The 18,357-nt window shown below is 40.8% G+C and carries 17 protein-coding genes; 8 read left to right on the top strand and 9 right to left on the bottom strand.

The annotated features are described in order from the left end of the window. Positions 1 to 140 precede the first annotated feature (140 nt). A complete protein-coding gene (ycaC, locus tag HYG93_RS03355) occupies positions 141 to 764 on the top strand; it encodes an isochorismate family cysteine hydrolase YcaC (RefSeq protein WP_120364670.1) in 624 nt (207 codons plus the stop codon). 142 nt (positions 765 to 906) lie between these two features. After that, positions 907 to 1,830, top strand: coding sequence for a LysR substrate-binding domain-containing protein (locus tag HYG93_RS03350; protein ID WP_178961847.1), 924 nt, complete (start codon positions 907 to 909; stop codon positions 1,828 to 1,830). A 60-nt stretch (positions 1,831 to 1,890) separates the two neighbouring features. Here HYG93_RS03350 and ahpC read toward each other — a convergent pair whose 3' ends face one another. Together ahpC and HYG93_RS03340 are read right to left on the bottom strand one after the other, a co-directional pair. Continuing rightward, positions 1,891 to 2,454, bottom strand: a complete 564-nt coding sequence (gene ahpC / locus HYG93_RS03345; RefSeq protein ID WP_106984238.1) for an alkyl hydroperoxide reductase subunit C — start codon at positions 2,452 to 2,454, stop codon at positions 1,891 to 1,893. A 159-nt stretch (positions 2,455 to 2,613) separates the two neighbouring features. Continuing rightward, the gene (locus HYG93_RS03340) at positions 2,614 to 3,237 is read right to left on the bottom strand and encodes a TetR/AcrR family transcriptional regulator (RefSeq protein WP_117006645.1); all 624 of its coding nucleotides are present in this window, start codon (positions 3,235 to 3,237) and stop codon (positions 2,614 to 2,616) included. A 135-nt stretch (positions 3,238 to 3,372) separates the two neighbouring features. On the opposite strand from HYG93_RS03340, the gene HYG93_RS03335 reads away from it, so the two are divergent. Next, positions 3,373 to 3,837 (top strand): hotdog fold domain-containing protein, encoded by a 465-nt coding sequence (locus tag HYG93_RS03335; RefSeq protein ID WP_117006596.1) that lies wholly within the window; start codon positions 3,373 to 3,375, stop codon positions 3,835 to 3,837. Positions 3,838 to 3,902: 65 nt separating this feature from the next. Here HYG93_RS03335 and ssb read toward each other — a convergent pair whose 3' ends face one another. From ssb to HYG93_RS03320, 3 genes are all read right to left on the bottom strand, one after another. After that, positions 3,903 to 4,502, bottom strand: a complete 600-nt coding sequence (gene ssb, locus HYG93_RS03330; RefSeq protein ID WP_106984236.1) for a single-stranded DNA-binding protein — start codon at positions 4,500 to 4,502, stop codon at positions 3,903 to 3,905. Between the two features lie 51 nt (positions 4,503 to 4,553). Then, on the bottom strand, positions 4,554 to 5,918 hold the full coding sequence (locus tag HYG93_RS03325; RefSeq protein ID WP_106984303.1) for an MFS transporter: 1,365 nt from the start codon (positions 5,916 to 5,918) through the stop codon (positions 4,554 to 4,556). A 148-nt stretch (positions 5,919 to 6,066) separates the two neighbouring features. Beyond that, positions 6,067 to 7,152 (bottom strand): DUF475 domain-containing protein, encoded by a 1,086-nt coding sequence (locus HYG93_RS03320; RefSeq protein WP_106984235.1) that lies wholly within the window; start codon positions 7,150 to 7,152, stop codon positions 6,067 to 6,069. Between the two features lie 283 nt (positions 7,153 to 7,435). Between HYG93_RS03320 and tenA the strand changes: the two genes are divergently transcribed. Beyond that, positions 7,436 to 8,110, top strand: a complete 675-nt coding sequence (tenA, locus tag HYG93_RS03315) for a thiaminase II (RefSeq protein WP_106984234.1) — start codon at positions 7,436 to 7,438, stop codon at positions 8,108 to 8,110. 66 nt (positions 8,111 to 8,176) lie between these two features. On the opposite strand, the gene HYG93_RS03310 is transcribed toward tenA, so the two are convergent. After that, positions 8,177 to 8,524 (bottom strand): GlpM family protein, encoded by a 348-nt coding sequence (locus tag HYG93_RS03310; RefSeq protein WP_106984233.1) that lies wholly within the window; start codon positions 8,522 to 8,524, stop codon positions 8,177 to 8,179. Positions 8,525 to 8,719: 195 nt separating this feature from the next. Between HYG93_RS03310 and HYG93_RS03305 the strand changes: the two genes are divergently transcribed. Then, entirely contained in the window at positions 8,720 to 9,094 is a 375-nt protein-coding gene (locus tag HYG93_RS03305) for a hypothetical protein (protein ID WP_106984232.1), read from the top strand. A 79-nt stretch (positions 9,095 to 9,173) separates the two neighbouring features. Here the strand turns inward: HYG93_RS03305 and HYG93_RS03300 are convergent, their stop codons facing one another. Then, the gene (locus tag HYG93_RS03300; RefSeq protein WP_218646761.1) at positions 9,174 to 9,533 is read right to left on the bottom strand and encodes a DUF1304 domain-containing protein; all 360 of its coding nucleotides are present in this window, start codon (positions 9,531 to 9,533) and stop codon (positions 9,174 to 9,176) included. Positions 9,534 to 9,742: 209 nt separating this feature from the next. Here HYG93_RS03300 and uvrA point away from each other — a divergent pair, with 209 nt between their 5' ends. Next, positions 9,743 to 12,574, top strand: a complete 2,832-nt coding sequence (gene uvrA / locus HYG93_RS03295) for an excinuclease ABC subunit UvrA (RefSeq protein ID WP_120365481.1) — start codon at positions 9,743 to 9,745, stop codon at positions 12,572 to 12,574. 87 nt (positions 12,575 to 12,661) lie between these two features. After that, complete coding sequence (locus HYG93_RS03290) at positions 12,662 to 13,225, top strand: hypothetical protein (RefSeq protein ID WP_117006592.1); 564 nt, start codon at positions 12,662 to 12,664, stop codon at positions 13,223 to 13,225. A gap of 562 nt (positions 13,226 to 13,787) precedes the next feature. Here the strand turns inward: HYG93_RS03290 and HYG93_RS03285 are convergent. Continuing rightward, positions 13,788 to 15,485, bottom strand: a complete 1,698-nt coding sequence (locus HYG93_RS03285) for a GGDEF domain-containing protein (protein ID WP_256733377.1) — start codon at positions 15,483 to 15,485, stop codon at positions 13,788 to 13,790. A gap of 1,097 nt (positions 15,486 to 16,582) precedes the next feature. Here HYG93_RS03285 and omp33-36 point away from each other — a divergent pair. Next, positions 16,583 to 17,461: a porin Omp33-36 gene (gene omp33-36 / locus HYG93_RS03280; protein ID WP_120364064.1), complete on the top strand. Its 879-nt coding sequence runs from the start codon at positions 16,583 to 16,585 to the stop codon at positions 17,459 to 17,461. Between the two features lie 48 nt (positions 17,462 to 17,509). Here omp33-36 and HYG93_RS03275 read toward each other — a convergent pair whose 3' ends face one another. Beyond that, on the bottom strand, positions 17,510 to 18,217 hold the full coding sequence (locus HYG93_RS03275) for an ion channel (RefSeq protein ID WP_178961871.1): 708 nt from the start codon (positions 18,215 to 18,217) through the stop codon (positions 17,510 to 17,512). Positions 18,218 to 18,357: the final 140 nt, after the last annotated feature.

Raw genomic sequence — 18,357 nt, 5'->3', positions numbered from 1 at the left:
TATTTATATGATTATTTTTCCTATCTATCGCCCTTACATTGTCATAATAATAGAACTAATATAAAAACCGAAATATATATCCCCACACACGTCTTTGCATTCCCTCAACACTGTGCAAAACACCAAAAAGGACATAGAAAATGGCTAAACCTTACGTTCGTTTAGATAAAGACAACGCTGCGGTTCTTTTAGTTGACCATCAAACAGGTCTACTTTCTCTAGTACGTGATATCGATCCAGACAAATTCAAAAATAACGTTCTTGCTTTAGCAGCAGCTGCTAAATATTTCAACCTGCCAACAATTTTAACAACAAGTTTTGAAGACGGTCCAAACGGCCCGCTGGTTCCTGAACTAGTAGAAATGTTCCCAGATGCGCCTTATATTGCCCGCCCAGGCCAAATTAATGCATGGGACAACGAAGATTTCGTTAAAGCAGTAAAAGCAACTGGCAAAAAACAATTGATCATTGCTGGCGTAGTCACTGAAGTTTGTGTTGCATTCCCGACGCTTTCTGCGCTCGCTGAAGACTTTGACGTATTTGTTGTGACCGATGCTTCAGGCACATTCAACCATTTGACACGTGATTCTGCATGGGATCGTATGTCTCAAGCTGGCGCACAGCTCATGACGTGGTTTGGTACAGCTTGCGAATTACACCGTGACTGGCGTAATGACGTAGAAGGTTTAGGAGCACTATTTGCGGCGCACATTCCAGACTACAAAAACTTGATCCAAAGCTACGTGAAAAACACCACAAAATAATTTATTTTGCGGACAAAAAAGCGGTCTTTTGACCGCTTTTTTTATATCTATAATACTTATACTATAATTTTATCCATGCGCTTGATTCAAGCGTGTTCATTTTCATGATGCATTTTGCATTTCATTTGCCCATGGAGCCACGATGCATTCATTTGATGATTACTATTATTTTTATCTTGTCGTCAAACACGGCGGATTCAGTGCAGCCAGCGAAGCGTCTAACATTACCAAATCCAAATTGAGCCGTCGGATTTTAGACTTAGAAGCCCAGTACAATGTCACCCTCATCCAGCGTTCTACCCGTCATTTTAAAGTCACACCTTTAGGCCAAGAACTGTATGAGGAATGCATTAAACTAATCCAACAGGTCGACTGCGCCAACAATGTCTTGCTGAAACAAAAAAGTGAACCTCAGGGCTTAGTCAAAATTAGCTGTCCGTCGGTGATGATGCGCTATCAAATCCGTAGCCTACTGAACAGTTTTTTATTGCAATACCCAATGGTACAAGTCGAAATGGAACTCACCAGTCGCCGTGTCGATGTTTTACATGATGATATTGATCTGGCCATCAGAACCAATTTTCAAGCCAATGAAGATTCCAGCATTGTGGTCCGCGACGTTGTTAAAACCACGCACTGCCTTGTGGCAAGTCCAGCCTTATTACAAGGACGTACTTTGCAATTCGCGACCGAAATCAGTGAATTTCCAAGTATTGTATTGGGCACACACAAAAACCATTACCAATGGACACTCCACCATCAGCAACACGATGAAGAGTTAGTTATTCCATTAGAACCACGGGTCAAAAGCAATGATTTGGCAGGTGTGTATTATTCTGTTTTGGATGGTTTAGGCATTGCAGACTTACCCTACCTGACCGTTGAAAAAGATATTGCTGAAGGACGCTTGGTCCATATTTTGCCAGAGTGGTGCTCAAATGTCGGGACGGTACAGCTGGTCTATGCATCACGTAAAGGACAACGTTTAGTCATGGAAAAACTGATTCAACACTTGGTCGACGGCTTGCGTGGTCAAGCCACTCAAAGCCAAGGCTATCTCAACTAAAATGGTGTTTATCAGAACTAAAAAAACCGGCAATAATGCCGGCTTTTTTATATTTTAAACTTAGATTTTACCTACTAAGTCAATTGAAGGAGCAAGTGTTGCTTCACCTTCTTTCCATTTTGCTGGGCAAACTTCACCTGGGTGAGCGTGAACATATTGAGCAGCTTTTACTTTACGAAGTAATTCAGATGCATCACGGCCAATACCACCCGCATTAATTTCTACAATTTGGATTTTGCCGTCTGGATCGATGACAAACGTACCACGGTCTGCAAGACCATCAGCTTCAATCAGTACATCGAAGTTTTTAGACAAAGTCCATGTTGGATCGCCAACCATTGGATATTGAATTTTTTTGATTTCTTCAGATGAATCATGCCAAGCTTTGTGCGTGAAATGTGTATCTGTTGATACTGAGTAGATTTCTACACCCATGCTTTGGAATTCAGCATAGTGATCCGCAAGATCGCCTAATTCTGTTGGACATACAAATGTAAAGTCAGCAGGATAGAAGAAAACCACAGACCATTTGCCTTTCATATCTTGCTCAGATACTTCAACAAATTGGCCATTTTGGTAAGCTGTTGCGTTAAATGGTTTTACTTCTGTATTAATCAAACTCATTGTGTATTCCTCTTCAATCATTTCAGGGAGTGCTTATCTGTTGAAGCTAGAATACGAAAAACATCTAAATAGGTAAAACTGTTCTTTTTTATAAAAACAATCGAATATTTAGATTTATTATTTCTCTAACGACCTTCAAGATTATCTCATTTTCCGATATCAGCCTAAATCAGACTGTCTGATCGAATCCCATGCCGAACGCGCCAATTGCTCTTGATACTGTAGCGGTGAGCTTTGCACACGACCTGAAAGCCATGCGCGGCAGTAGCTCTCCGTTGCACCAATCACCAAAGAAAATAGCAATTCATAAGGAATATGCTCCAACACGACACGGTCCAATTGCTGGTCAATCCAAAGCAATAAATACTGATTGCGTTGCTGATTCTGTTGCTCAATATCGGTTTGGGTCACTGTGTTAAAACTACTACGCGCTGTATATAAAAACCGTGCGAACTGTGGATGCTGCACAGTCCAAGCAATATAGCTGTGTATTAAAACCGCAATACCTTGTTGTATCCCTTGCGCATCATGTAAAGCATGCATACGTTGCTGACTTTGATCTTGCAGAGCCGCAAGATAAAGCGCACGGACAATCCCTTCTTTGTTTTTAAAATGATGATAAACCGCCCCCACACTGGCACCAGAGCGTTCGCAAATCTGTTCAATTGTAGTGGTTTCAATGCCTTGTTCTAAAAAACAATCTAATGCTTGCACCAAAATTTGACGTTTAAGTAACGCTCTTTTTCCTGAGTAAACCCGTTCCAGCAAGTCTTGTTCGTACATCGTTGCACCCATCTATAGCCCAAGCTCATCATAATCGGTTTATGGCAATTTGAAAGTGCTTGCGCGTCATCCAAGTCATTTACAGAATATTATTCTGTTTTTAAAGTAAAGGAATACAAATGAAGGACAAGCCAAATGAGCCAAGCACTGAAAATATGGAAAGCACTGGAAAATAAACCCGCAGGGAAATGGACTTTTTCTAAAATGCTGTGTTTGAAAGCACCTTATTTCAGCAGTATTTCACCGCTGTTTGAACAGCTTCAGCCCAGCCTTTGCATCATCCGAATGAAGAAGCATCGTGCCGTACTCAATCATTTGGGTACAGTCCATGCCATCGCCATGTGCAATATGGCAGAACTCGCTGGTGGGACCATGACCGATGCGACAGTACCCAGCACACACCGCTGGATTCCAAAAGGCATGACGGTCGAATATCTGAAAAAAGCCAAAACCGATTTAACTGCCACTGCGACCCCAGTACAAGCAAATTTTGTCTGGACAAATAGCAGTGAATATTTGGTCAATGTCGAAATTACCGATGAAGCACAACAGCCTGTATTCCGTGCTGTCATTACCATGCAGGTCTCTGCCAAAAAATAATGTCGAGTACAATGACATAAAAAAACCGCCTACTACAGGCGGTTTTTTATAAGGATTTTTCAGACTTAAAACGGAAGGTCGTCATCTAAATCTGCTGGTGCAGCTGCAGGCGCCGCTTGTGGTTTTGGCGCAAATGCAGCTGGGTTGTTGTTACCATAACCATTTGATTGGTTATTGTTAAAACCACCTTGCTGAGCACCACCATAGCCACCTTGACCGCCTTGGTTAGCATTACCATAACCGCCCTGCTGGCCGTAACTACCTTGCTGACCGCCATTATTGTTGTTAAAACGTGGCTGTTCAAAACCTTGGCCTTGTTCGCCTTGCTGACGGTTATTGTCTAGCATTTGCATTTGTTCGCCACGAATTTCAGTCGTGTAGCGCTCTTGACCATTTTGGTCTGTCCACTGACGCGTACGTAGTGAACCTTCGATATAAACTTTTGAACCTTTGCGTAGGTATTGCTGTGCAATTTCGCCTAAACGATTGTGCAATACAATACGGTGCCATTCTGTTTGTTCTTTACGTTCACCTGTATTTTTATCAGTCCACGAGTCGCTTGTTGCAATTGAGAACTGAGTCAAAGAGCCGCCATTTGGAAAAGTTTTGGTTTCAGGATCACGACCTAAAGTACCAACTAAAATGACCTTATTTACACCACGCATCAGACGTATTCTTCCTATTTGTTTCTATTATTTACTTTATAAGAGTTATGCTTAAATGGCTAGCTCTTTCCCGAACAACTGCGTTAAGTGTTGTCGCGCTGACTCATCTATGAGCTGCTTATCGACTTTCACATACGCCACTTGCTGGTCGGCCATTACCACGACCTCTTCAATACCACGAATTGCTAAAAGCTGAGAAGTCCATTCATCTGTTTCTTTGCCCTCAGGCAAACGAAAAACCATTGAAGATAAATAGCGTGGCTGTGCCAAACCAAAGCTAATCAATAGCCAAAGAATAGCGATCCCAGACAAAATGCCCCAGCCCATCGCAGTATTTTGCATTTGAAGTAACTGCCCACCCAGCATGCCTCCAAAGAAAGCACCCAAAAACTGACTACTGGCATTCACGCCCATTGCTGTCGCTTTAGACTGAATAGGCGCAGCTTTAGATAGCCAAGACGGTAACAATGCTTCCATGACATTAAAGGCGATAAAGAATAAACCTAAGCCTGTAAGCAAGATGTATTTGGATTCAAAACCAAAGATCAGCACCAATAAGCCTAAAATAATCCCACCAATGGCGGTAAGAAAAATACCGCGCATTTTGCGATATTTTTCCGCCAAAATAATACTTGGGAATGCAAAAAATAGGCTAATAACCAATAATGGCAAGTACACCAAACCATGACTCGATAACGGGATTTTTGCAAAATCAATCAGCTGCGATGGCACATAAATAAACATCGCTGTGAGCAATAAATGCAATGAAAATACCGATACATGCAGACGGTTGAGGTCTGGCATTTTGAGTACTTCTTTGAGCTGTGTGAGATAACCTTGCTGAAAATTTCGATGATGACGCGTTACTTTCGGCACCAGCAAAAGCATAGAAATGGCAGCCAAGCCCATCACAGTTGTGACCCAGAATAGACCTGAAATTCCCACCAAGCTGGTGAGCCACGGCCCTAGGCTAAATGCCACCACAAAGGATAAGCCAATGCTCATCCCCATGACCGCCATTGCTTTGGTGCGTTGTTCCTCTCGAGTGACATCCGCCAAAAGCGCCATCACCACTGCTGATACAGCACCACCGCCAGCAATCGCACGACCAATAATGACACCGTAAATGGTTTCAGACATGGCCGCTACAGCACCACCTAAAGCAAAAAGCAATAGACCAATCACCACCAAAGGCTTACGGCTATAGCGGTCTGCAATTAAGCTAAATGGAATTTGTAAAATCGCTTGGGTTAAACCATACACCCCGACCGCCAAACCAATCAGCGCAGGCGTTGCATATTGATAAGACTGTCCCGCAACTGAAAATACGGGGATAATCATGAACAAACCCAACATGCGCAATGCAAAAATACTGCTTAGGGCAAAGGTTGAGCGACGTTCTAAGGCATTCATCATATCAATAAGCGAAAATTTAAAAGGAAAACTGGTGCAACTATCGTACATCATTCCTGCCACCAATGCAGATGTATTGATGACTCAAGGGCAATAAAAAAGGGCGCATGACTGCACCCTTTTCATTGTATTGGTTTTTCTTAAATCAAACTTAACCGAGTTGTTCCTGACGCTTTTTGTACTGAATTGACGCGATGACCGCCCAAACAATAAATGCCACACCAATCAAGCCTGTAACCACTTCTGGGATGTGTACACCTGTACCACTTGCAAGCATAATAAATGCTAAGGCGCCAATCGCATAATGCGCACCATGTTCAAGGAAAATATACGCATCCAAGGTGCCTTTATCGACCAAGTAAATCGTCATTGAACGTACAAACATCGCACCAATGGCAAGACCAAGCATAATGATGACTACATCTGAGGTAATCGCAAATGCACCAATCACACCGTCAAAGCTAAATGATGCATCTAAAACTTCAAGGTAAATAAAGCCACCAATGCCGGCTTTAATCAGACCTGTTGGTGCACCATTTGCGTCATGACCAATAGCATTGCCATTTTCATCTACTTCTGGCTCGCCACCCAATAAGTGACTTAAAACTTGCACGCCAATATAAATCACGATGCCCCAAATACCGGCCATCGTCACAACTAAGCGTTTGCTTTCATCCACATTGGCTGCCATGATCAATAGTGCAATCAATGCAATAAACACAGACATTGCAGGAACATTGGCCAAGTTTGCTAAACGACGTTCAATCCACTTAAACCAGTGGGTATCTTTGCCTTCATCCAAAAAGAAGTTTAAAAATACCAACAGCAAGAATGCGCCACCAAAGGCTGCAATTTCAGCATGATGTGCCATCAACTTTTCAGAATAGTGCGTTGGATCATTTAACGCCATATTCACCACTTCAAGCATGCCCATATCTGCGGTCACTGCCACAATTACAATTGGGAACACCAAACGCATACCAAATACGGCAATCACAATACCCACCGTCAAGAAAATCATTTTCCAAAAATGATCCCAACCTCGTAGGACGGATGCATTGACGACAGCATTATCAAAAGATAAAGACACTTCCATCACTGCCAAAATCGCAGTAATGGTCAGTGCAGTAATCATGGCTTGTACGCCTGCATTGGGTCCGTGGTTGAACCCCCAATATGCAGAAATCGCTAAACACACGATTGTAAATACAATAGAGAAACCAAAATGTTTCCACATAATTCAATCGACCTAAAACAAGTATTTGAATACATAAAAGTTAGTCATAACAAAAACTTAGGTTTCGTTATTTACTGCTTATCGCTAAGTTCTTTGCTGTGTTTCACTTTTATTTGACCTGACTATTGCGTGAGCTTTTAATCAAGAACACCATAAAATGTGCTTATTATGGCCTTTTTATGTTTAAAAACCACTGACCACCCTGCTTATTTTTCAAAACAACAACCGTGTTTTGCGCTTTATCGATTACTCTTGGCACACGATGCTTAAATAGGACATGTTCATGCGTTTTTCTGAAGCCCTTTGGCAACGCAATCTCAATCTGTATGAAAAAATATTGGCACACCCATTTAACCAAGAACTTGCACAGGGTCGCCTCGAGCAAGGGGCCTTTTGCCATTATATTATTCAAGATGCACATTATTTAGTGAACTATGGACGTGCCTTAGCAGTCTGTGCTGCCAAAGCTTTTGATGCTGAAGATATTATTCAATTTTCCGAAGCTGCCAAATTGGCCATCGTATTTGAACGTGATATGCACAATAGCTTCTTTCAAAATTTTCACATTAGTGCCGAAGACTTTACCAATACGCCACTGAGCCTTGCTTGCCACCATTATTGCTCATTTTTAACGGCAACTGCATGGTCTGAAAGCTATCCCGTGGTATTGGCATCCTTACTGCCATGTTTTTGGATTTATGCTGAAGTAGGCAAAAACATTGTGCATCATTCTGTGCCGAATAACCCTTATCAAGCATGGATCGACACCTATGCAGGCGAGGAATTTAACCAAGCCGTCAATAATGTATTAGCAACCATTGACCGTGTAGCCAGTCGTTGTGATGCCGATACTTTAGAAAAAATGCATCAGGCCTATACCCGCGGTGCCGAGTTAGAATGGCTGTTTTGGGACAGTGCCTACCAACAAGCCAAATGGCCAGGCTTAACCGCAGAATAATACTTATACGAAGCTCACAACGTGGGCTTCACATTTGCCTTCAATATAATCGAACTTTGCAATCCGCTACACATTCGCCATATAAGTATTCCAGCCATAAATCAGGCCCGCCGCCACGACGATCCAGCATAGCGTCGCCAGACTCAAACATGAGAGTACGGACATTCGCGTTGCCAACACATACACCACCAGCAAATACACAAAATAAGGAATCAATGCCCACAAACCAAATAAAGCGGTTTGAGCTAAAGCCTCACTGCCCCGCTCTTGCGCGACAATCACATGTGCAATTAAAGCAAAAGTAGGAAAAAGTGGGACTAAGCCTGCAATATAAAATGCCTTACTTTTTGAAAGAATAGAAATCAGGAGCACGACGCCCGCCCCCATGACACATTTCAAAAATAAAGACAGCATCGCCCATCCCATCGTTCAAGATTAAAAAAGCGTAGTCTACGCTTGTTACCCAGTTTTAAACATATTGCCTGATTTGAGCTAGCATAAAAAATAATGCATCAGCATTAGACTTTATGTCACAAATCATGCAAAATAAATGATAATAATTATCATTCAATAATTTATTTTTTCATTTATCCTTGCGAGGCAAAAGAAATGCACCAAAATAATTTAGGCACAGAAGCCATCCGCGCATTTTTTACATTGCAATGTTGCTGGCTCAACAGTGAAGAAGTGTATTTAGAAAAAGGCTGTACCCATTGTGGTTCTGCCGCCACCTATTTAATTTATTTTACTAATGTTCATATTCAAAAACTGATGTTGCAGTTTATTCAGCAATATCAATGTCATTTGTCACAACGGATGGATTTACTCGACTTGCATCATTTTGCAACCGACTACAATCAATTTTTAAATACCTTAGAAAACGAAATTAATTTTTATGCACGTACACATCACGAACTTCCGAGAACTCAAGCCTTTGAAGAAATCGAATCGATCTTTGAACGCCCGTACTCACGTGCCTGTTAATCTACGCGCTGATTGTTAAAATCATTTGAAGCCTAAATAGGACATGAGCATCCTTTTAGGTTTCGGTGCGTAGAAAGTTTTAAGCCATAACATTCACCACCAACAATGCAATGAGCGCAGGTAAGGCTTGAACATATAAAATCTTTTTACTGACAGTTATTGCCCCATAAACGCCTGCCACAATGACACAGCCCAAAAAGAAATTGGCCAATGAAATGGCAAAAGCGTCTGTTGCACAAATTGACCAAATCAAGCCTGCAGCCAAGAAACCATTATACAGACCCTGATTTTGCGCAAGTACTTTGGTCAGTTGTGCTTTTTGTGGCGTATTGCCAAAAACTTTCATGCCCAAGGGTTTATCCCATAAGAACATTTCGAGCACTAAAAACCCAATATGTAAGATTGCTACTAATGCGATACACAATTGGCCGAGTATCATCTTTACACTCCTTGATTCACGTTATTTTTATTCAATAGAAGCATTACATAGCACCTATGCCGTTTTACAATACAACAGTTGGGCCAAATATGAAAAATTGCATGCAAAACGACATAAATTGACCCTTAAAATCATCTGAATAACACTTGAACATTTTTCATGCGCTATCATATAGAGCTGTATTGAAAATAATTTTTTAGGATCATTTCATGAGCCAAAGCCATATCCGAATTCGAGGCGCACGCACCCATAATTTAAAAAATGTGAACCTTGATATTCCCCGCGACAAATTCGTGGTGATTACGGGGCTTTCGGGTTCTGGTAAATCTTCCCTTGCCTTTGACACCCTGTATGCCGAAGGTCAACGCCGTTATGTGGAATCTCTTTCGGCTTATGCGCGTCAATTCCTTTCGCAAATGGAAAAACCTGAAGTCGACTCAATTGAAGGCTTAAGCCCTGCGATTGCCATTGAACAGAAATCGACCAGCCACAACCCACGCTCAACAGTGGGCACAATTACAGAAATTTACGACTATTTGCGTTTACTGTATGCCCGTGTCGGCACGCCCTACTGTCCTGAACATGACCTGCCGATGGTGGCGCAAACCGTCTCAGAAATGGTCGATGCCGTTAAAGGCTTAGAAGAAGGCACAGCTTTAATGCTACTTGCTCCTGTGGTACGTGAGCGTAAAGGTGAATATTCGAATTTATTTGAACAGCTACAAAGCCAAGGTTTTGTCCGTGCCCGTGTCGATGGCGAAATTGTTGACCTCGACCCAATTCCTGAACTGGATAAAAAGAAAAAACACACCATTGAAGTGGTGGTTGACCGCTTTAAAGTCCGTGATGACTTAGGCAACCGTATTGCTGAAAGTTTTGAAACCGCGCTGCGTTTAGGCGGTGATATTGCCATTTTGTCTTGGATGAAAGGCGAACAAGACGATCGTGTATTTTCAGCCAAACACTCTTGCCCTGAATGTGACCGTGCTGTTGCCGAGTTAGAGCCACGCCTGTTTTCATTTAACAACCCATTTGGCGCATGCCCGACTTGTGACGGTTTAGGGACTCGTAGTCATTTTAGTGCTGACAAACTGATTCCCAATAATGAAGTGAGTATCAGCCAAGGGGCAATCCGTGGTTGGGATCGTCAACGTCCTTACTATTACAGCATGATTGAAAAAGTGGCTGCCCATTTTGGCTTCTCACTGGATACGCCTTGGAATGAACTGGATGCGGAAACCAAAAAGAAATTTTTGTATGGCACAGGCAAAGAAAAAGTTGATCTGAGCTATATCGATGAACGTGGCCGTAAGCACAGTCGTGTTCAAGCGTTTGAAGGGATTTTGCCACATCTGGAACGTCGTTACCGCGAAACTGAAAGTAACTATGTCCGTGAAGATTTAGCACAATATCTCTCTAATGCCGCTTGTGATGCTTGTGGTGGTTCACGTCTGAATGAAATTTCCCGCCATGTACGCGTGAAAGACAAAACCATTGCCGAAATCACTAAAATGTCGATTGGCGATGCTGAAAACTATTATCAAGACCTGAATTTAGAAGGCGCTAAAGGTGAAATTGCCGATAAGATTTTTAAAGAAATCCGTGAGCGTTTGCACTTCCTTGTCTCTGTGGGTTTGAATTATTTAAGCCTATCTCGCTCGGCAGAAACCCTTTCTGGCGGTGAGGCACAGCGTATTCGTTTGGCTTCGCAAATTGGTGCAGGCCTGATGGGTGTGATGTATGTGCTTGATGAGCCTTCTATTGGTTTACATCAACGTGATAACGACCGTTTGCTCGAAACTTTGGTGCGCTTGCGTGATTTAGGCAACACGGTTTTAGTGGTTGAACATGATGAAGATGCGATTCGTGCAGCCGATCATATTATTGATATTGGCCCAGGCGCAGGGATTCATGGCGGTCATGTGATTGCCGAAGGCACATACGATGAAATTCTAAAAAATGAAAACTCGCTGACTGGCAATTACCTTTCAGGCAAACTGAAAATTGAAGTGCCTAAAACACGTGTGCAACCGCCAAAACCTGAAGAACAAATCAAGTTGATGGGCGCTGCGGGTCATAATCTAAAAAATGTCGATCTGACTATTCCTTTAGGCATTATGACTTGTGTGACGGGGGTATCTGGTTCAGGTAAATCAACACTGATTAACCGTACCCTTTTACCGCTGGCGGCAACACAGTTGAATGGTGCAACGACTTTAACTGCTGAAAAATTCGATTCGATTGATGGTTTACAATTCCTTGATAAAGTCGTGGATATTGACCAAAGCCCAATTGGCCGTACCCCACGTTCGAACCCTGCAACTTATACAGGTTTGTTTACGCCGATTCGTGAATTGTTCGCACAAACCCAAGAAGCCAAAGCACGTGGTTATGCGGCAGGTCGTTTCTCGTTTAACGTAAAAGGTGGTCGCTGTGAAGCCTGTGAAGGCGACGGCATGATTAAAGTTGCCATGCATTTCTTGCCTGATATGTATGTGCCTTGCGATGCCTGCCACGGCAAACGCTATAACCGTGAAACTTTGGAAGTCGGCTATAAAGGTAAAAACATTTCAGACGTGCTGGATATGACGGTTGAAGATGCAATGCATTTCTTCGATGCAATTCCAGTCATTCACCGTCGTTTAGAAACCTTGCATCAGGTTGGCTTGGGCTACATCCGTTTGGGTCAGTCTGCAACCACGCTGTCAGGCGGTGAAGCACAACGTGTAAAACTGGCGCGTGAATTGGCAAAACGTGATACGGGTAAAACCCTATACGTGCTAGATGAGCCAACGACTGGTTTGCATTTCCATGACATTGCCAAGCTCTTAGACATTCTTCATGAACTGCGCAATAAAGGTAATACCATTGTGGTGATTGAGCATAATTTGGATGTGATTAAAACCGCGGACTGGATTGTGGACTTAGGCCCTGAGGGCGGTTCAGGCGGCGGTATGATTGTGGCTGAAGGCACGCCTGAAGAAGTGGCGAAGAATAAGGTTTCACATACAGCGAGATTCTTAAAGCCGATGCTTAAATAAAATCTCCCCTAGCCCCTCTTTTAAAAAGAGGGGGATTCTCTCCTTTGAGAAAGGTTAGGAGTATTGCTCCGTAAGGGAGGATTTTAAATGTTTAGATTCCATGATAAAACGGTGATTCATTCGCCGTTTTTTCTTCTTATGACTTTATTAGAAATACTAGATACAGCAGTAAAAATTGGGTTAGGTGCACTTATTACAGGAGCCATCGCTTACTTTATTCAAAAAGCAAATATCTCGGCTTCAAGTACTAAAGAAAATTTACAATTTAATAGAACATTATTGACCAATATTTCTGTTGATATTGAAGAAATCACTCATACTGTTTTGAAAATGTGGGCTATTTTTGAATATGAGGCTAAAAAAATTCAAATAGATCAAGAAAAAATATTTGAGCGTCTTGATCCACTTAGAAATACACTTTTTAAAGATTTCAATTTACTGAGTAAAAGTGAAGGTTTACTACTTTTACATGGATACATTGAACAACAAGAAAAATTAAGGGTTTATGGCGAACTCATTGGAAAGTTTAATTCATATACATTATTTAGAAATGGTACTGTCAATATTGAAACAACAGCACAATTTAGAGCTGACATTTTAGAGACAAGAAAATTACTCTATACCAGCTTAAACAAAGCCATTTCTACATAAACACTTACTCGTAACAATATTCAATCACATGACAGCGACATGGATGTCGCCCGTTTGACTGGGGCAGCACGGATGTGCCCTCAGTCAAACAAAAGCATTTTGCCTACTTTTGTGCTTTCAAAAGTAGGAACTTTCTACGAAATGGAAAAGCAATCACATTGTAAAACAAGGATGTGCAGACATTCTATTTTTTTATAAAACTCAATTTGGACAGCACGGATGCACTCTCAACCAAACACAAGCATTTTGTCTACTTTTGTGCTTTCAAAAGTAGGAACTTTCTACGAAATGGAAAAGCAATCACATTGTAAAACAAGGACGTGCAGACATTCTATTTTTTTATAAAACTCAATTTGGACAGCACGGATGCACTCTCAACCAAACACAAGCATTTTGTCTACTTTTGTGCTTTCAAGAGTAGGAATATCCTACGCATTGGAAACTCAATCCCCAATGCAAATCGAGAATGCTTAGAACTAATACTTGAAACGAATCTTCACTAAAATTTAATTAGCGCAACACCAACACACTCAATCAAAAGTAAAACCGAGCAACACAACATTTAATCCGAAACAACATTTCGACCTTTCACCTTGGCACGAAACAAAGCCTCATCCGCTTTTTCTAATAAATCTACCCATGTCTGCTCACCTGTAGCCACACCTGCACTCACCGACACCGTCAGTGGCTGAGCTGAATTTCCAACTTGAAGCATAATGTCCAAAACAGCCAAACGAACTTTTTCAGCAATCTGCAAAGCCTGAGCCAAATCCACATGTTCCAATAAAATTAAAAACTCATCACCACCGTAACGCACCAACATATCTGTTGCACGGATATGATCTTTCATCGTCAAAGCGACTGCTTCAATCACCCGATCCCCCACAACATGGCCATGTTGATCATTCACCGCTTTAAACTTATCAACATCAAACAAAATCATGCAATGATTTGAAAAGTTCTGATGACTTTGTTCAATCAAAGCCACATATTTCATTAAAGCAAAACGGTTTGATACACCCGTTAACGAGTCTGTATACGCGTGGTGCTTAAGTTGAAACTCCAAAGCATCACGTTCTTGTAATTTCTGTTTTAAATGAAAAATGGCATCAAATAAACTGACGGAATGTGATGCCGAAGCGCTACCACGCTCTGCTTGATCTTGTGCCAAATCAAAAAGTTGCTGTCGAGCATGTATCAAAGGCGCAAAGACCCATTTTTTGGCATAAATCATGGTAACAATGACCGCAGCCAAACATAAAAAGACCGACACTAAGGTGTATAACAATTTAGTTCGCGCTGCATTTAACTCAGCTTCTGCCTGTAATACACTGCTGTCTAAAATGTAGTTTTGTAATTCCACCACAGAACGAAAGTGGCCCACAATTTTCTGTGTTAGTTCAATACTACTTAGCGTATAAGGCTCATGATGCAAGCTATTAAATAATAGGCCATCGACCAAAGGTAAACCTTGGTCTAAAAACCGAGTTTTGACTTGCTGATGCAAACGCGTAAATTCAGCACTCTGCGCGTTATTGGGATGAATCACATCAATCAACTTCCACAAATATCGACTTTGGCGTTGTGTCTGCAATGATCTGGCCAAATCATCTTCAGGAATACTTTCATTAAATGCCACAGCCGCAATAATATTTGAAGCCGATCGACCTGCCTGATCACGCAAATCGGCAAGCAATAAAATCAGTGGATAGTAATGTGAGCTGGCTGTTTCTTGTCCGTGGGAATGATCTACCAGTGACTGCAAAATATCATAGCTTTCATCCCATACACTAAACATGGTACGAATGGCATGGTTCAATTGAACCGATGAACGTTGCTCTATGGGTAAATCAATATAAGCATCAACAGCATCGCGACCATGCTTCAATGCTGGCACCAATTGTGACACTATTTTTTGTGTTCCGATCTCATTCTGCGACTGCTTCAAGGTCACTAATGTCCGTTGCAGAGCCTGATCGACTTCTGCACGTCGTGTATTTAAAGCCAAACGGTGTGTCTGCAATTCTGCTCTTGTACTCGACATTGCACTGTTGGCTGGACCACGCTCAGATGAAATCAAATTAGCGAGTTCTGCCACCGCTTTTAAACTTTGCATTTCAGAAAGCGCGACTGCATTTTTTTGATAGCGCTGATAACTTTGGATAATGAGTGGCAATGCCAACATGAGCACAGAAACCACGACAATGAGCATCGCTAAATTTAAACGTTTGCTTAAATGCTCAGAACGCAATTCATGCATAACCCATACCTTAAGTTTACTTTCGTTCTGGCTATGTCGAAAAATAAAGTTATTTTGATCGACAATATAATACAGCTGTATTTTTACTCAATTATAGCAATCGAATACATAGTTTCCAAAAAATTAAGCCACAATTGAGCAATAAACTCCTGATTTTTTTAATTCAGATAGAGTTTTTTATGTACATTGCATAGAAAATATTTACACACGCTACAAATTAGTGCATAATGCACCGCATTAGGGCAATCTAATTAATTCCTCAGCAGATTTTTTAGTTTTCCCGCAAATTTTGGCGTAAAAATCCCAGTTTTGTTTCAAAACTGGGATTTTTTTTGCCATTTAAAAAGTTTAGCTGGTTTTTAACATACAATAAACGCACCATATTGATGCATAAAATATAAAAGGAATATTTTATGCCTTGCCTTCTTCAGGCATTTTTATCATTTATTCGCACAGCAGAGTCGTAAGCTAAAATTGAAAAATAAGACAAAAAAAAGCCCAACCTTGGGGAAAGCTGGGCATATAAAATAAATCATTTATGGAGAATCCAATCACAACATTTTAATAAACAATGTCGTATTCGATCTTTCAATTATGATAATAATCGTAGAACTTGTAAAGTATATTAATTCAGTAAGGATTGAAATACAACACCAAATTGTAACACTTATGCATATTAAATCACATTATTTACCAACTAGTGTCTATTTTTTATACCATTCCGTTTTTTTTGACTATTTTAAACAACACCAAGTCACATTATTTACTCATTTATACGCACTATTTTCATTTGGTTTATTTTTTGAACAATTGAAATTTACTTAGTTTATTTTGATTTTAATCGCTTTTTACAATTAATAAATGACTTATTTCTGGGCATTTTTTTTCTATCAATGTGCTGTAGAGCGCACTGAGTGCATTGTTATGAATCATTTTTTTAATTGGTTGACATTATTTTATAGAAAAACTTCTTTTTGATCAAAAAACAAACAAAATACTTTTCATGAATTTAATTGCTTTTAAGATCATTGACTTAATAAATTGTTACAATACAATGCTCAATGTTTAATCCATTAGTAACATAACTGGTAATTCTCATGAAAAAACTCGGTTTAGCCTCTGCTTTATTATTAGCCATGACCGGTGCACAAGCGTACCAAGTAGAAGTACAAGGTCAATCAGAATACATCGACAACACTGTAAATAGCAAAAACTTCACAGGTGCTGTACAAGGTACTTACTATTTCAAAAATGTTGACTCTTCTAAAGGTCCATTGGCTGAAGCAGCATTCTTAAACCAAGCTTCAAATGCATCTTTGGCGTATAACTACGGCGAATACGATGTAAATGGTATTGCTGACCAAAACACTCACACAATTGGTGCTAAAGCTGAAGCTTACGTTCCAACTAAATATGTTCCTGTATATGCTAGCGCATCTTACAGCAACACAATTATTGACAACAAAGATCACAAAGCTGACGACCACGGCGACCGTTTCTCTGTAGAACTTGGTGCTGTAGTTGCGCCTAACTTCTTAGTTGCTTTAGGTTATACAAGCGCTCCTAACCAAGTTGCTTACGATGCATTCGGTATTCTTGCGAATGGCGTAGCTCAAGCTGCTCAAGAACAAAAAACAATTGGTCAAGACCAAGACGCGATCACTGCACGTACTAAATACGTTGGCGCGATTGACGGTACTAACATGGCGATCGGTTTCGAAACTAACGCTTTGTTTGCTGAAAAAAATGCTTACGGCTTAAAAACTGATTTATACATCAACCCAGCTCTAAGCGTAGGTGCTTCTTATGCACAAGCTAACGGCGCTGTGGACAACAAAGAAGCTTGGGGCGCGAACGTAAACTACTTCATCACTCCAGCTGTTGCTGTTGGTGTTGACTATGTAAACGTTAATGCTACAAACAACGCGAAAACAGATACTCAAACTGTTGGCGTAAATGCAAAATTCCGTTTCTAATTCATTTTAGAATCTGAATCAAAAAAAGGACGCTGTATGCGTCCTTTTTTATGGTTTATGATCATCTGATTGTTTTCGATTATGATCCGGCAAATAGGCAATGTACTGTAAAGCAATGAGACGTGACACCACCAAGGCCAAGTACATTACTCCACAAAACATTTGTAGCATCGCCAATACACGTGCTGGCGCGCTCATCGGCATTAAATCAGACAAACCTGTCGCTGACTGTAAGCTAAAACTCAAGAATAAGAGATCAAGCCAAGACTGTAAGCCTGGCTTAGTTGGGTTCATAAAACTATCGGGATAAATTAACTGACAAATGCTATATAAGAAAGCAAAAGCCCATGCAATTAAAGTAAAAACAGTACCCGCTGCAAAGAGTTCATCTTTGGTTAAGTAACGGTCCGAAAACATATAACGTACTACACCATAAGCCGTACTCAAGTAAGCACAAGCTTCAAATGCATGAGCAATGATCTGAATATTTGGATCATTTACCCCTAATATAATTAGGGTTGAAAATAGCACCGCACATCCGACAAAACTCAGCCCTAAAATTGTAAACATTGGAGTTTGTCGAATGACTTTGGCAATAATCAATAACACCAATACGCCCATGACCCACAATAAAGCGCGAAATGATGAACTTTCACGGGCAAAAGCTGTGAGTATTAAAATCACAAATTGTGTGAGTAACAACCAAGCCGAAGGCAACAAGCGAAAGCCTTTCCAAAAATCAATAAATGCCCGCATAAACACTTTATCCTTTTTGTTTTTCATCGCATCAATATCCACTGCCATCTGGATCGCTGATTCTTTATATAAAAATTGATACTGCTGTTTGCCAATAGGCACCATTTCTCCAAAAAATTCAAGAAGCTTTATTATATTGC

The organism is Acinetobacter sp. SwsAc6 (assembly GCF_013391565.1).
Classification (GTDB): Bacteria; Pseudomonadota; Gammaproteobacteria; order Pseudomonadales; family Moraxellaceae; genus Acinetobacter; species Acinetobacter cumulans.
The sequence above is the reverse complement of the archived record's forward strand: the minus strand, read 5'-3'. Positions and strand labels throughout refer to the sequence as shown.